The organism is Microbulbifer regidiadema (SeqCode) (assembly GCF_052467605.1).
In genome coordinates, this window is record NZ_CP174316.1 from 4,415,194 (window position 1) to 4,429,616 (window position 14,423).

15 protein-coding genes are annotated in these 14,423 nt (G+C 55.4%); 10 read left to right on the forward strand and 5 right to left on the reverse strand.

Annotated features, from left to right (window positions below):
• Nucleotides 1-61: 61 nt before the first annotated feature.
• Nucleotides 62-502 (reverse strand): Z-ring associated ZapG family protein, encoded by a 441-nt coding sequence (locus tag ACJJIF_RS19955; RefSeq protein ID WP_444930016.1) that lies wholly within the window; start codon nt 500-502, stop codon nt 62-64.
• A 333-nt stretch (nt 503-835) separates the two neighbouring features.
• On the opposite strand from ACJJIF_RS19955, the gene zapE reads away from it, so the two are divergent.
• The 9 genes from zapE (at nt 836) to ACJJIF_RS20000 (ending at nt 9,191) form a co-directional block, all read left to right on the forward strand.
• Nucleotides 836-1,960: a cell division protein ZapE gene (gene zapE, locus ACJJIF_RS19960; protein ID WP_444930017.1), complete on the forward strand. Its 1,125-nt coding sequence runs from the start codon at nt 836-838 to the stop codon at nt 1,958-1,960.
• 113 nt (nt 1,961-2,073) lie between these two features.
• Entirely contained in the window at nt 2,074-2,502 is a 429-nt protein-coding gene (gene rplM, locus ACJJIF_RS19965) for a 50S ribosomal protein L13 (RefSeq protein WP_444930018.1), read from the forward strand.
• A gap of 15 nt (nt 2,503-2,517) precedes the next feature.
• Nucleotides 2,518-2,910: a 30S ribosomal protein S9 gene (gene rpsI / locus ACJJIF_RS19970; RefSeq protein WP_444930019.1), complete on the forward strand. Its 393-nt coding sequence runs from the start codon at nt 2,518-2,520 to the stop codon at nt 2,908-2,910.
• A 299-nt stretch (nt 2,911-3,209) separates the two neighbouring features.
• On the forward strand, nt 3,210-3,809 hold the full coding sequence (gene petA, locus ACJJIF_RS19975; protein WP_444930020.1) for a ubiquinol-cytochrome c reductase iron-sulfur subunit: 600 nt from the start codon (nt 3,210-3,212) through the stop codon (nt 3,807-3,809).
• Nucleotides 3,806-6,007: a ubiquinol-cytochrome c reductase gene (locus tag ACJJIF_RS19980; protein WP_444930021.1), complete on the forward strand. Its 2,202-nt coding sequence runs from the start codon at nt 3,806-3,808 to the stop codon at nt 6,005-6,007. Before petA ends, ACJJIF_RS19980 begins: the two co-directional genes overlap by 4 nt.
• A gap of 107 nt (nt 6,008-6,114) precedes the next feature.
• Nucleotides 6,115-6,741 carry a glutathione S-transferase N-terminal domain-containing protein gene (locus ACJJIF_RS19985; RefSeq protein WP_108734210.1) on the forward strand — a complete coding sequence of 209 codons (627 nt, stop codon included), beginning with the start codon at nt 6,115-6,117 and terminating at the stop codon, nt 6,739-6,741.
• A gap of 25 nt (nt 6,742-6,766) precedes the next feature.
• On the forward strand, nt 6,767-7,162 hold the full coding sequence (locus tag ACJJIF_RS19990; RefSeq protein ID WP_108735312.1) for a ClpXP protease specificity-enhancing factor: 396 nt from the start codon (nt 6,767-6,769) through the stop codon (nt 7,160-7,162).
• A 134-nt stretch (nt 7,163-7,296) separates the two neighbouring features.
• A complete protein-coding gene (locus ACJJIF_RS19995) occupies nt 7,297-8,469 on the forward strand; it encodes a GGDEF domain-containing protein (RefSeq protein WP_444930022.1) in 1,173 nt (390 codons plus the stop codon).
• A 107-nt stretch (nt 8,470-8,576) separates the two neighbouring features.
• Nucleotides 8,577-9,191 carry a Yip1 family protein gene (locus ACJJIF_RS20000; RefSeq protein ID WP_444930023.1) on the forward strand — a complete coding sequence of 205 codons (615 nt, stop codon included), beginning with the start codon at nt 8,577-8,579 and terminating at the stop codon, nt 9,189-9,191.
• 60 nt (nt 9,192-9,251) lie between these two features.
• On the opposite strand, the gene ACJJIF_RS20005 is transcribed toward ACJJIF_RS20000, so the two are convergent.
• Together ACJJIF_RS20005 and ACJJIF_RS20010 are read right to left on the reverse strand one after the other, a co-directional pair.
• On the reverse strand, nt 9,252-11,162 hold the full coding sequence (locus tag ACJJIF_RS20005) for a M48 family metallopeptidase (protein ID WP_444930024.1): 1,911 nt from the start codon (nt 11,160-11,162) through the stop codon (nt 9,252-9,254).
• A gap of 3 nt (nt 11,163-11,165) precedes the next feature.
• Nucleotides 11,166-11,762 carry a LemA family protein gene (locus ACJJIF_RS20010; RefSeq protein ID WP_444930025.1) on the reverse strand — a complete coding sequence of 199 codons (597 nt, stop codon included), beginning with the start codon at nt 11,760-11,762 and terminating at the stop codon, nt 11,166-11,168.
• 175 nt (nt 11,763-11,937) lie between these two features.
• Here ACJJIF_RS20010 and ACJJIF_RS20015 point away from each other — a divergent pair, with 175 nt between their 5' ends.
• On the forward strand, nt 11,938-13,128 hold the full coding sequence (locus ACJJIF_RS20015; protein WP_444930026.1) for an acetyl-CoA C-acyltransferase: 1,191 nt from the start codon (nt 11,938-11,940) through the stop codon (nt 13,126-13,128).
• Nucleotides 13,129-13,200: 72 nt separating this feature from the next.
• Here the strand turns inward: ACJJIF_RS20015 and ACJJIF_RS20020 are convergent, their stop codons facing one another.
• On the reverse strand, nt 13,201-13,791 hold the full coding sequence (locus tag ACJJIF_RS20020) for a BON domain-containing protein (protein WP_444930027.1): 591 nt from the start codon (nt 13,789-13,791) through the stop codon (nt 13,201-13,203).
• Between the two features lie 3 nt (nt 13,792-13,794).
• Complete coding sequence (locus ACJJIF_RS20025) at nt 13,795-14,385, reverse strand: SIS domain-containing protein (RefSeq protein ID WP_444930028.1); 591 nt, start codon at nt 14,383-14,385, stop codon at nt 13,795-13,797.
• Nucleotides 14,386-14,423: the final 38 nt, after the last annotated feature.

Here is a 14,423-nt window from a genome sequence, read left to right on the forward strand (position 1 = left end):
CCTTTTTTATTGCTGTAAAAGCTGCATCAGCTGCGATTTGTGCAGTGTCGATTGTGCTGCACTAGCTGCTCTCGTGAGTTTCTTTTTCGAGGCCGTAGTCCTCGGCCAGAGTGCCTTTGGCGCCGGGTTCTTTCGGGGCCCAATCGCGAGGTGGCTCTATATCTTGCAGTTGCTCGTCATTGTCTTTTAATTGACCGCTACCCGCCTTCAGCATCTGGCGGCCAATATCCTGGCTGGATAGGCGCAGGGCGCTGTTTGATAGGTATTCGTGAACCTCTTTATAGCTTTCGGTGAGGTTGTGAACCAGCTGTGAGGTTTGATCGAAGTGGTCGTTGACCTGTAGCTGGAAGTCTTCAAGCTTGTTGTTGGCCTCGCGCAGCTTTTGTTCCAGCTCCTCCGAGCGCTCCACGCTGGTACGCCCGCGCACCGCAAGAAAAGCGAGGAATGCACCCAGGGTCATACCGAGGACGCCGACTAAAATTAATACCGATGTAGAGTGCACTTGCACCTCCTCAACTTGCTTTTATTGTACCGGTCACCTCGTGGGGGCGGCCTCAGTCCGGCTGTGCGCCTGCCTGCACTTTGCGCCACTTCTGCTACGGCCCCATAATTGAGCGGCCAGTATACGCGATTATTACACTGACAATTAAGGTTGTCGGCGAATTGCGGTGGGATGGCCGGCGTCCACTGCCAGTTTGCAGGGAGGGCTGGCTATTTCGGGTGGTTGCACCGCAGTCTGGAGTGTCGACTGTACGTATATTGTGACCTATGCGCCGATTGGTTGAATTTGTTAGAGTGCGCGCCAGTTATTCAGTAGTCGAAGAAATTTTCCTCTATGTTGCCCGCCAAACCACTATTTTCTTCTCCGCTCGAGCGCTATGAGAGCGATCTGCAGCGCCCTGATTTTCTCGAAGACCAATCCCAGCGCCGGGCGGTTGAGGAGTTGCAGGATCTTCACCAGCGCCTTGTGGCCAGGTCCCAGCGCGGAGCAATCGTTAATTTCCTCGCCCGTTTGCGCGGCGGCGCCTCGGAGCCCGAGAAGGGGCTCTATTTTTGGGGCGGGGTTGGGCGCGGCAAAACCTATCTGATGGATGCATTTTTCGAGTCCCTGCCATTTGCAGAAAAGCAGCGCACTCACTTCCACCGTTTTATGCGGCGGGTCCACCAGGATCTAAAGGAGTACGCTGGAGAGAAGAACCCGCTGGAGAAGGTGGCGGACAAGATTGCGCGCCGCGCTCGGGTGCTCTGTTTTGATGAGTTTTTTGTCTCGGACATCGCCGATGCCATGATATTGGCCGGCCTGCTGGATGCGCTGTTTCGCCGGGGGGTGGCCCTGGTGGCAACCTCAAATATTGTGCCCAGTGGCCTGTATCGGGATGGATTGCAGAGGGCGAGGTTTCTCCCGGCAATCGATCTGCTGGAGAGGCATACCAAAGTTGTCAATGTGGACGGGGGGACCGATTACCGGCTGCGCACTCTGGAGATATTGCAGCTGTATCACTCCCCGCTGGGTAGCGAGGCGGACAGCAATCTCGAACAGAGCTTTTCCCAGTTGAGTGTCAGCGGTTGCGAGGTACGCAGCGAAGTTCAGTTGCAGGTAGAGGGGCGCCCGATCCGAGCCCTAAAGGTAGCAGATGATGTTGCCTGGTTTGATTTTGTGGACCTGTGTGATGGGCCGCGATCGCAAAATGACTATATCGAGCTGGCCCGGGAGTTTCATACGGTGCTCCTCGGATCGGTGGCAAAGTTCGATGAGCGGATGGACGCCCAGGCGCGCCGCTTTATCAACCTGGTAGATGAGTTTTATGACCGGAGCGTTAAATTGGTCATTTCAGCGGAAGTTCCGGCGGAGGAACTGTACGTCGGTCGCCACCTCAAGTTTGAATTTGAGCGCACAGTGAGTCGGCTTCTGGAGATGCAGTCCCGCGAATATTTGGAGCGGCCGCACCGCCCAGAGTGAGTCTGTCGAGTCGGGTAATTTCTGCTTGAAAAGCGTACACTCCTTTTGTACTATCCGCGCTCTTTTGTGGGACGGCCCCTAATTCTGGGGGTCATATTACAGGTGTTTATAACATGAAGACTTACAGTGCCAAGCCAGAAGCGGTAAAACGCGACTGGTACATTGTTGACGCTGCGGACAAGACCCTCGGCCGTATCGCTGCCGAGATCGCAACCCGTCTGCGCGGCAAGCACAAGCCTGAATACACGCCCCACGTGGACACTGGCGATTACATCGTTGTAATTAATGCTGAAAAGGTTCGCGTGACCGGTAACAAGGCCAAAGACAAGATCTACCACAGCCACTCTGGCTACCCCGGTGGTCTCAAATCCATCAGCTTCGAAAAGCTGATCGAAAAAGCGCCCGAGCGCACCGTTCAAAGCGCCGTTAAAGGCATGCTGCCGAAAGGTCCTTTGGGTCGTGCCATGTTCAAGAAGCTGAAAGTATACAGCGGCAGTGAACATCCTCATGTGGCTCAACAGCCGATTGAACTGGCGATCTAAACGGGAATAAATCTGATGGCAACTACTCAATACTACGGTACCGGCCGCCGCAAGACCTCTACTGCTCGTGTATTCCTCACAGCAGGCGAAGGTAAGATCAGCGTAAACGGTCGTACCCTGGACGAATACTTTGGCCGTGAAGTGGCGCGCATGATCGTGCGTCAGCCGCTGGAAAAGGTTGAAATGGTCGAGAAATTCGACATCACTGTTACTGTTAAAGGTGGCGGTTCCTTTGGTCAGGCGGGTGCTATCCGTCACGGCCTGACCCGTGCCCTGATGCAGTACGACGAAGCGCTGCGTCAACCGCTGCGTGCCGCTGGTTATGTTACCCGCGACGCCCGTGAGGTTGAGCGTAAGAAAGTGGGTCTGCGCAAAGCGCGTAAGAAGCCGCAATTCTCCAAGCGTTAAGCTTTCTTTTTGGCCCGGCTTCTGCCGGGCTTTTTTATACCCGTATCTGTGGTTATCCAGCGCTCTTGTGACTTTGCTGGATTTATCGCGGTTTCGCCGCGTGATTCCCGACGTTCCCCATAGCATTGCCTTGTATCAAATTGGCATTTTCTTTAACATTGCGCCGATTTGTATCCGCTTGATTTGTGGGGTTTATTCGCGCGGGCAATCTGCCGGGCGGGACTTCTTTCAAGACTTTTTGGGTTTGGGCCAGTGCATCTCCGGGCTAACGGGGGTCGCTGTGATGGGAGAACTACGTCATGAGTGATGACGGTGTAAATGTAGGACGGCGCCGCTTTCTAACTGCGGCCACCTCGGTTGTTGGTGGTGCAGGTGCGGTGGGGGTTGCCGTTCCCTTCGTCGCTTCCTGGAAGCCGAGTGCCAAGGCGAAAGCTGCTGGTGCTCCGGTTAAATACAACATTAGCAAAATTGAACCGGGCCAGATGGTCACCGTAGAGTGGCGAGGTAAGCCGGTCTATGTTGTGCGCCGCACCGAGGAAATATTGCAAGATCTGGAGAAAGTGGAGCCGCAACTGCGCGACCCCAACTCCGAGGAATCTATTCAGCCGGCTTATGTAGACCCGGAAAACCGCTCCATCAAGCCGCAACTTTTGGTATTGGTTGGCCTGTGTACGCACCTGGGTTGCGCACCGATGTACCGCCCGGAAGTGGGCGCTGCCGATCTGGGTGGCGACGAGTGGATGGGCGGCTTCTTCTGCCCCTGTCACGGTTCCAAATACGATATGGCTGGCCGCGTTTACACCGGTGTTCCCGCGCCTACCAACCTGGAGGTGCCGCCATATTCCTATGAGAACGACGATGTAATCGTGATTGGCGTAGACCAGGAGGGCACCGCATGAAATGGCTCGCAGATTTCGGTGATTGGGTAGATCAGCGACTGCCGATCTACCAGGCCTGGGATAAGCACATGGGCAAGTACTACGCGCCCAAAAACTTTAACCTGTGGTATTTCTTCGGCGTTTTCTCCCTGTTGGTTCTGGTTAACCAGCTGTTGACCGGTATTTGGCTGGTTATGAGTTACAACCCCTCTGCCGAGGAGGCGTTTGCCTCGGTTGAGTACATCATGCGCGATGTGGAGTGGGGTTGGTTGATACGCTATCTCCACTCGACGGGGGCGTCCGCCTTCTTCGTAGTGGTATATCTGCATATGTTCCGCGGTCTGATGTACGGCTCTTATAAGCCGCCCCGCGAGCTGGTGTGGATCTTCGGTATGTGTATCTACCTGGTGCTGATGGCAGAGGCCTTTATGGGCTACGTACTGCCCTGGGGCCAGATGTCCTACTGGGGTGCCCAGGTAATTGTTTCTCTGTTTGGAGCAATCCCTGCTGTTGGCGACACCTTGGTTGAGTGGATTCGCGGTGACTACCTGATTTCTGGCATTACCCTGACCCGCTTCTTCTCCCTGCACGTGATTGCACTGCCGCTGGTACTGGTGCTGTTGGTCGTTCTGCATATCCTCGCATTGCACGAAGTGGGCTCCAACAACCCGGACGGTATCGAGATTAAGAAGAACAAGGACGAGAACGGTATCCCTAAAGACGGCGTGCCTTTCCACCCTTACTACTCTGTTCACGATCTGGTAGGTATTGCAGTATTCCTGTTTATCTTCGCCACCGTTGTGTTCTTCTTCCCGGAAATGGGCGGTTTCTTCCTGGAGTATGCTAACTTCGAAGAGGCGAACCCGCTGAAGACACCGCCGCATATTGCTCCGGTTTGGTACTTCACGCCGTTCTACGCCATCCTGCGTGCAGTAACTATGGATATCGGCCCGCTTACCGCCAAGTTCCTTGGTTTGGTAGCGATGGGTGCGGCTATTGCGGTGCTGTTTGTGCTGCCTTGGCTGGATAAGAGCCCGGTTCGCTCGATCCGCTACAAGGGTTGGTTGCCGAAGGGCTTGCTGCTTCTGTTTGCTGCGGTATTTATTATCCTCGGCTACCTGGGTGTTAAATCCCCGACTCCGGACCGCAACTTCCTGTCTCAGGTCGCAACCCTGTTCTACTTCGCCTTCTTCCTGACCATGCCGGTTTGGACGAATCCGAAGAGTAAGAAAGGCATTGGTTCCTGGGCTGTTTGCGCCATCTTTGCTGTGCTGTTCCTGTGGATGGCGGTAGCTAACTTCTCTGTGAATACGTTCATGGGGGTTGTAACCCTGCTGTTGGCAGCCTTCTTTGCCGCTCTGCCATGGATCACTAACCGCGATGACGTATACCCGGAGCCCGAGCGTGTAACCAGCCCGTCTGGAGGCAAAACATTTGCAACACTATTTATCGGTATTATTGTTGTCGGCCTGCTGACCTTTATCCCGATTAAAGCGGTGGGTGCGGAATCCGAAGTGGAGCTGGACCATATCAGCATCGATTTGCAGGACAAACCGTCTCTGCAGCGCGGCGCCAAGTACTTTGTCAACTACTGCATGGGTTGTCACAGTGCCAACTACTCCCGCTGGGAGCGTGTGGCCACTGATCTGGATATCCCGCTTGAGTTGATGATGGAGAATCTGGTTCTGGGTGACGACAAGATCGGTAACCTGATGACGATCTCCATGCGCCCGGATGATTCCAAGGTATGGTTCGGCGCCGCGCCGCCGGACCTGACGCTGGTTGCCCGTTCGCGCTCACCGGAATGGCTCTACACTTACCTCCGCAGCTTCTATAAGGACGACAGTCGTGCTACTGGGGTAAATAATAAGGTCTTCCCGAGTGTGGCTATGCCCCACGTGCTGATGGAGTTGCAGGGTTTGCAGGAATGCGCCCCCGGTCCCAAGCGCGACCACGGTAAAGTTGTCCGCGATGAGCTGGGCAACCCGATTATGGATGCCGCCTGTGGTAGCCTGGAGGTCGGTAAGGTGAAAGGCTCCATGACTCCGGAAGAGTTTGATGGGGCCATGTATGACCTCGTCAACTTTATGGAGTACATCGCTGAGCCGATAGCCGAAGATCGCAAACGTATTGGCTTCTATGTGCTGGCGTTTATTTTTGTGTTCTTTATCTTCGCCTGGTTGCTGAACCGCGAATACTGGAAGGACGTGCACCACTAAAGCCGTCGATAGTTTGTCTCTAATGGGTGGTGAGCTTGCTCACTGCCCTTTTATATTTTGAATAAAAGGTCGGCTTCAGCCGGCTAAAAGTTTGAGGTAGTTTGAACATGGGTGTGCCTACCAACAAGCGCTCCTCGATGACCTTCTTCTCCGATGGTCGCAGCCACTATAGCCATCGAGTGCGTATCGTACTTGCCGAGAAAGGGGTTTCCGTCGATATTACCGATGTGGACGCCGATGATAAACCAGCTGAACTCGCTGACCTCAATCCTTACAACTCCCTGCCAACCCTGGTAGATCGCGACCTGGTGCTGTTCGAGACCAAGGTGATGATGGAGTATCTGGACGAGCGCTTCCCGCATCCACCGCTGCTGCCGGTGTACCCGGTTGCCCGTGCTCAGAGCCGCCAGATTATGCACCGTATCGAGCGCGACTGGTGTCCTCTGGTGGACAAGATTCTGGCTGGTGGTAAGGATGCGGCCTCTGCCCGCAAAGAGCTGCGCGATAACCTGGTTGGTATTGCGCCGATGTTTACCGATCTGCCATATTTCTTTAACGAAGAGTTCTCTCTGGTAGATTGCTGTATGGCCCCGCTGTTGTGGCGTCTCGAGCAGTTCGAAATCAGCCTTCCGAAAACCAAGCAGGTGAAACCGCTGCTGGATTATATGGATCGCCTGTTTGCTCGCGAAGCATTCCAGCAGAGTCTGACTGAATACGAACGGGAAATGCGTTGAGGGGATACTGGTGAGTAAGCCGGCTATGACATCCAATCGTCCCTATATCCTGCGGGCGTTTTACGAGTGGATAACCGATAACCGGTGCACTCCTTATATTCTGGTTGATACACACCTCCCTGGTGTTCTGGTGCCGCAGCAGCATGTAAACGATGATGGCCAGATAGTTCTGAACATCTCGGAATCAGCGGTTGCCAGCCTGACCATGGACAACTACGCCATCAGGTTTAATGCTCGTTTTGGTGGTGTACCGACGGATATTCAGGTCCCAGTAGGGTCTGTCGTCGGCATCTATGCGCGGGAAAATGGGCAGGGAATGGTATTTGAGGCCGAGGAAACCCCAGAGCCGCCAGAGCCGACTCCACCCACCAGTTTGGGTAAAAAATCGGTGAAAAAGCCGGCCTTGCGAGTCGTTAAATAGCGCTCCTCTTCCCTGGCAGGGTGAATTCCTAAGGCCCTGCCAGCTTCCCGCCCCCTTTTCTGTGATGCGGTTCCGGGTGTGGGCTTGCTCCAAGTCCGTATAATGGCCGGCTAACTATTATTGCCGCAAATATCATGCCGCCGTATCTTCAGTGGCTGCGCTTTATCTGGCTGCCAGGGATGCTTCTGGTGCTTCTCACTGCGCAGTATTTCCCCTGGATCGACCTGACCCCTTTATACAGCTCGCAGCTGCCTGTTGTGCTGTTGGGGATGGCGGGATTGCTCGGTTTGGGGTTTCGTTCCAGCCGGGTGGTGCTTGCAGCGCTGCTTATTATGGCCCTATATATGGGCGCCAGAGCCCAATTGCTCCCGAGCCTAGAGCGGGACCTTCCCCTCTATCTCTCACTGGTTGCGGTAAATCTGGTTCTGTTTACCTGTAGCCGTGATCGCAGTGTACTCAGTATTTTTGGATTGCTGTGGAGCTTGCTGTTACTGATTGAGGGGGTGGGTTTTGCCTGGCTCTACGACTGCTGTTCCCCCCTGAACTTGGTATTTCCACTGGAAAGTTTACCCGCTGGGGTGTCCGGGTTTACTCTGCCGCAATTGATTGGCGGTATCTCTGCATTCGGCGCCTTTGCTTTATTGTTTCTCTACCCAGGCCCCACGGCAATGGGTCTGTTTAGTTGCATTATTTTGCTGCTATTTAGTGTCTGGTTGAGTCTTCCCCTCGAGTTTATTGGCTCTGTAGCGGGAATCCTGCTGGTTGCATCGCTACTGGGAGCCAGTTATGAGTTGGCGTTTCGCGATGAGCTGACCGGGCTTCACTCCAGGCGGGCTTTTCGCTATCAGATGCTAACTCCGGCATGGAATTACAGCCTCGCTATGGTCGATATCGATTATTTTAAAAAGCTAAATGATCGCTATGGCCACCAGGTGGGGGATCAGGCCTTGCAAATGGTCGCCGCACAACTCGCCCGTCACGCCAGCGGTACTGTATTTCGCTACGGTGGAGAGGAGTTTGCCATTTATCTTGCGGGGCGCAATCGCGAGGCGAAAGAGGCCCGGTTGGAAGAGATCAGGGAAAAAATCGCAAACTACCCACTGAGACTAAGGTCATCGGGGCGTCTTTCAGCGGGGGTTTCTTTCCGAGGGCGGGGCGGGGGGAAGCCAATAAAAATTACTGTGAGTATCGGTGTCGCCCATCGCAGCAAAAAGCTAAGAAAACCTGAGGCTATCCTCAAAGCTGCCGACCAGGCGCTTTATAAGGCAAAGCGCAGTGGGCGCAATTGCCTGTCTATTCACGGCTGATATAAATCAAGTAAATTTAAAAGTGACGTCTAATTCCCTTTCGGCATTGGTTAATCTGTTGTGCGCCACCGATACTGCAAGGCAGGGCATTGGAAGGGAGATTTGGCGTGCGGTTACTCAGTCATACTATCGGTATTTTGACCAATCCGGAAAAAGAGTGGAAGGCGATTCGCGCCGATCGACATTCATTTTTTGAGGTATTTGTAACGCATATACCGCTCTTGGCACTGATACCTACTGTGGCCGGTTACTTCGGTGTAACCCGGGTAGGTTTTCAGGTTGGGGGGCACCTGGCAAAGCTGACCCCTGAGAGTGCAGCAGTGTTGTCGGTCGTCACTTATTTTGCACTGCTACTGGGGGTCTATTGCCTGGGGGAGTTTATCAACTGGATGGCGCGTTCATATGGTGTGGAGGGCGATGAGCCGACACGCCACTATGAGGGCACTGCCCTTGCGGTGTTTATTACTACGCCAATCTTCCTCGCGAGTATTGTGGTGCTGTATCCCCACCCCTGGCTGACGATGGCATCGGTCGGTATTGCCGGGGTCTATTCTATTTACCTGGTCTTTGCCGGTATTCCGATTCTGATGAATATGAATAAGGAGCGCGCCTTTCTATACGCCTGTGCGGTATTGACGGTTGCGTTGGTTATGATGGTTACGGTGCTTATTGGCTCAGTCATTTTGTGGAGTGTGGGCATTGGGCCGGTTTACCAACACTAGGGTGCAGCAGCGCCGATATCAGTATCGACGCTGCTGCAAATAGTAAATTTAAAGCGCTTTTTATTGATTGGAGGTATTGATAATCGGCGGCATTGGGCAGTCCAGGCTGTCGGCGACGGCCCTCAGTAATTCGATCTCCTCCGCCTTGATAACTCCGTTGTGGTTCAAGGTAATCACTATAGCTTTCAGTAGGTTGGGTTTTTCCAGTGGCGGGATAAGGCCGGCAATGGCAACGGCTTTATCCATTCGCGGCAGGGTGATATCGGCGCTACCGGGCAGCGGGGTGATTTCAAGGTTAAGGGCGCTAAGTCCTTGTTCGTAGGCGCGCTTTGCCGGTAGGTACTGGCTGTTTCCCGCGTGGGCGACGGCGGCCAGGATAAATCGCGCGGCATCCTTGTTGGCGTGTTTATTGTGGGAGAGGCGCTGTCGATCCGGGGTGTTGTCGAGTGCGTGCACCAAGACCCGGTACAGGGCCCACTCCCAAATCTCTAATTTCCCGTTGCTGTGCAAGAGCTTAATCAGGTTTCGCTTAAAAACCTGGTACTGCTGTGGAACCAGCGCGCGCAGGGCGGGAATACACAAGTCGATCAAGGCGAGGCGGGCATTGCTCGGCAGTGCCTCCATGTGCGGCTTAAGTTTTTGCATCTCCCGGATAACCGCCGGGTGGGCGATTTTCTGCAAGAGCTTCAACTGTTTGTCTCGCTCGGCCTTATCTTTGTGTAAAAGAAGATGGTAAACCAGTGCTCGGGCGCTAAAAGGCTCGTGCGCAGCCTGTTGAATCAACGGTGGAATGGAGTCCAGCAGTTGATGGCCCAGTTCAATTTGCTGGGTATCGGGTTTGGCAATACTGTTATCGACGGCATCCAGTGCGGCCTGGAAAGGTGTTGTAGGCGCGGCCATGGCGAGCTGCGCACTTTGCAGTTCGCCGGGGGAGGGCGGCTGCGGTGCACTATTTGTCGGTTTTTCCGCGTTGCTGAAGAGGCCATTCCAGGCGGGCTCCAGTCTTTTAATGCGCACCGCTAGCGGTGGGTGGCTGGCAAAAAGGTTGGGTAGCGAGTGTTTCACCCCAACGGCGAACAGCATATGGTTGAACTCTGCGGTGTTGGAGCTGCTGAGTTGTGAGCCCGATTTGTAGCCGCCAATCTTTTTCAGTGCGCTGGCAATACCGAGATTGTTGCGGGTCAATTGTACTGCGGAGGCATCGGCAAGAAACTCCCGCTGCCGGCTGACGGCGGCCTTGATCAGGTTGCCGAGCAGTGTGCCGCTATAGCCGAGAATGATCAGGGTTATTCCCAGGCCCAGCAGTGGGTATCTTGCTGGGGTTACACGTCTATGTGGGGCTGGGCTTCTGACTAAAAGCTGTCCCAACAGGCCAATAACTAAGATGCCGTGCAACAGTCCGACAATCTGGCTATTAAGGCGAATATCCCCGTTGAGAATATGGCTGAATTCGTGGGCGACCACGCCCTGGAGTTCTTCCCGGGTCAGCTTTTCTAATGCGCCTCGGGTCAGGCCGATAACGGCGTCTGTGGGAGTTTGGCCGGCGGCAAAGGCATTGATGGCCGTGTCTTCAAGGAGGTAGACATCGGGCACCGGAATACCCGCTGCAATAGCGATCTCCTCCACGATATTAAGTGCGCGCTTTTCCCGTTCACTCCGCGCGGCAATATTGAGCTTGTGTCCTCCGAGGGCTTCGGCCACAGCTTTTCCCCCGGAGGAGAGTTGATGGAATTTGTACAGGCTGCCCAGGGCGACGATGGCGGTGATGACAAAGGCTATTGAGATGAGGGTTTCCCAGCCCAAGACTTGCACTATATCTGAGGGAAGCAAGGCCTGACCGCGCGACAGCGACACCATTGCCGCTGTCGCCAGGGTGGTTAGGGTGATTAGGGTAATGAGTGCCAAGGCGAATAGGCAGACCAGCAAGAGGCTGCTCTGCTTGGCTTTATCCTGCTGAACATAGAAGTTCATAGCTTAAAACTCGATACGTGGCGCGACTTGCAAGGTTTCCGAGTCCGAAAACTCAAGCAGCTTGGCGTCGGCTCGGTGCCCGAAGAGGCCGGCCAGGAATACCGGAGGGAAGCTCTGCTTATAGATGTTGTAACTGGTGACGCAGTCGTTAAAGGCCTGGCGGGCAAATGCCACCCGGTTTTCGGTGCTGTTGAGCTCCTCGTTGAGTTCGGTGAGGGTTTGGTCGGCCTTCAGTTCCGGATAGGCCTCAATCACCATATTCAGACGGCTGAGGGCGCCGTTGAGAAGACCCTCGGTGCGGCCGAGCTTATCGATTGCAGCGGCATTAGTGGGGTTTTGGGCCGCGCTCTTGAGGTCTGAAATTGCGCTACTGCGGGCACTGATCACGGCCTCCAGAGTCTCCCTCTCGTGATTCAGATACGCCCTGGCGCTCTCCACCAGATTGGGTATCAGTTCGTGGCGCCGCTTTAACTGTATCTCGATCTGCGCAAAAGCGTTTTCGCTGCGGTTCTTAAGTGAAACCAGTTTGTTGAAAATGCTGATTATATAAAAAAATAGTGCGGCAACGCCGAGCAGCACAATAAATCCTGTAGACCCCATAGCACTTCCCTATTTATCCCTGTTGGTGGCGTAAATAGTAACACGCTGGGCTGATACTGCTGTGCATTAGCCGCAGCCCCTGGCGAAGCGGGGTAGGGCTTCGGCTATAATGCGGCGACATTAAAACAATTGCCGCCACCACAGGGATGGCGGCACAGAACTTGGAGCAGCCAGAATGAGTGATGTAACTTCGGACCCCGTAGTGATTGTCGGAATGTCGCGTACGCCGATGGGCGCTATGCAGGGCAGCCTTTCAGCCCTCACTGCCCCGCAGTTAGGTGCTGCGGCGATTCGTGCGGCCCTGGAGGATGCGGGTGTGGCACCTGCCGATGTCGATGAAGTGCTGATGGGCTGTGTGCTCCCGGCCGGCGTCGGCCAGGCCCCGGCGCGCCAGGCATCACTGGGTGCGGGTATTCCTGTGGGCACCCCCTGCACCACCGTCAACAAGGTGTGCGGCTCCGGGATGAAGACCGTGATGATGGCCCGCGATGCCCTGCTGATGGGGGAGGGCAAGATTATCGTGGCCGGTGGTATGGAGAGCATGAGCAATGCGCCCTACCTGCTCGCCAAGGCCCGTTCCGGCATGCGCCTGGGCCACGGAGAGGTCAAGGACTCCATGTTCCTTGACGGTCTCGAAAATGCCGCCGATGGCAAGCTGATGGGGACCTTCGCCGAGTCCACTGCCGACAAATACGGCTTTACCCGCGAAGAGCAGGACGCCTTCGCGCTGGAATCCCTGGCCCGCGCCCAGGCGGCGATCGAGGGCGGGGACTTTGCCCGGGAAATCGCTCCGGTGACCATTGCCTCGCGTAAAGGTGAGGTTGAGGTGAGTGTCGACGAGGCGCCGGGCAATGCCCGCCCGGACAAAATCCCCCAGTTGAAACCGGCGTTCCGCAAAGACGGCACTGTAACCGCAGCAAACTCCAGTTCTATTTCCGACGGCGCTGCGGCGCTGGTGTTGATGCGCAAAAGTGAAGCCGAGAAGCGCGGTGTGAAAGTTCTGGCGATGCTCAAGGGGCAGTCCCAGTTTGCCCGTGAGCCGGAGTGGTTCACTACGGCTCCGGTCGGTGCTATGGGCAAATTGCTGGAAAATGCCGGTTGGTCTGCGGCAGATGTGGACCTGTTCGAGATTAACGAGGCATTTGCGGTTGTGGCTATGGCCGCAATGCGCGAGCTCGACTTGCCCTGGGAGAAGGTCAATGTCAATGGCGGCGCCTGTGCCCTGGGGCATCCGCTGGGTGCCAGTGGCGCTCGAATCCTGGTCACCCTGCTGGCGGCTATGGAAAAGCGCGATGCCAAGAAAGGGGTCGCTAGCCTCTGTATTGGCGGCGGTGAGGCCACAGCGGTCGCTATTGAGCGGGTATAAGTTGCTTACCTGAGCACAATAAAAAAACGGAGGCCTTGGCCTCCGTTTTTTGTGGATGCCGTCTGTGGGCGACTAGTTGATGTACTCCACAGCTTTCACGACTTTTTGCACCCCACCTATTGAGCGGGTTGCCTCGGCCGCACGCTCGGCCTCGGCGGGGGTCAGTAGTCCCATCAGATAGACCACGCCATTTTCGGTTACGATTTTGATACGGCCACTGTCCACTTCTTTATTGGCAAGCAGGTTGCTTTTCACTTTGGTGGTCAGCCAGGTATCGCTGGTGCTGGCCAGTAGGCTGACCTTGCCACGCACCTGGATCTCGTTGTAGACCTGGCGTACATTCTGCACTCGTTCCGCCGTGCGTCCGGCCAACAGGCGCAGCTCCTGGCTGGGCACCTGGCCGGTGAGGAGGACGACACCGTTAAACGAGTTGACATTGATGTTGGAGATTTTCAGGTCCGGGTGGGCCTTGTTGATATTAACGGTGGTCACCGTTTCGATACGTTGATCATCGATATAGGTGCCGAAAGAGCGCTGGCCGGGGTCCTGTTGTATCGGGCCGTCATGGGTGGCCTCCAGTACGGTGCTGCATCCCGCTAACAAGGTGGTTGCGGTGAGGGCAGCCAATAGATATTTCCCCAGGGTCAACTTTCTGTTGTTCATTGTTTATTCCTCGTAGCCACCGAACAAGCTGCTGTCGATCAGGTCGCACAGGCAAAAAATAGTCAGAAGGTGTACTTGGTGTACCTCTGCTGCGACATCAGATGGCACGCGCAGTTCAATATCGTGGGTGTCGAGCAGTGCGGCGCAGTCGCCGCCGTCACCGCCGGTCAGTGCGAGTATGCCCATATCCCGATCGCGGGCCGCGCGCATGGCCTGCACCAGATTTGAGTCGCGCCCGTCGCTACTGATGATCACGAGCAGGTCGCCGGGCTGTCCCAGGGCGCGAACCGGGTGGGCGAAGGTGTCGGCGCTGCCGTGATTTTGGGCGACGGTTCCCATGGAAACGCCGTCGCTGTTGAGCGCCATCGCCGGTAGGCCGGGGCGTTCGCGCTGGAAGCCACCGGTTAGTTGCGAGCTAAAACTCTGCGCCAGGGCGCCGCTGACACCGTTGCCACAGAGCAGGACTTTGCTCTCTGCCAAGAGTGTATGCACCACCATTTCGCTGGCTTCTGCAATCAGCGGGGCCAGTATCTCGCCAGCGTTCATTGTGGCTTCAAGGCTGTGGTGAAAAAGGGTTACGACTCGCTGTTCCATTGTGTCCTTAATTCAGGTGAGCTCTGGCTCACCATAAC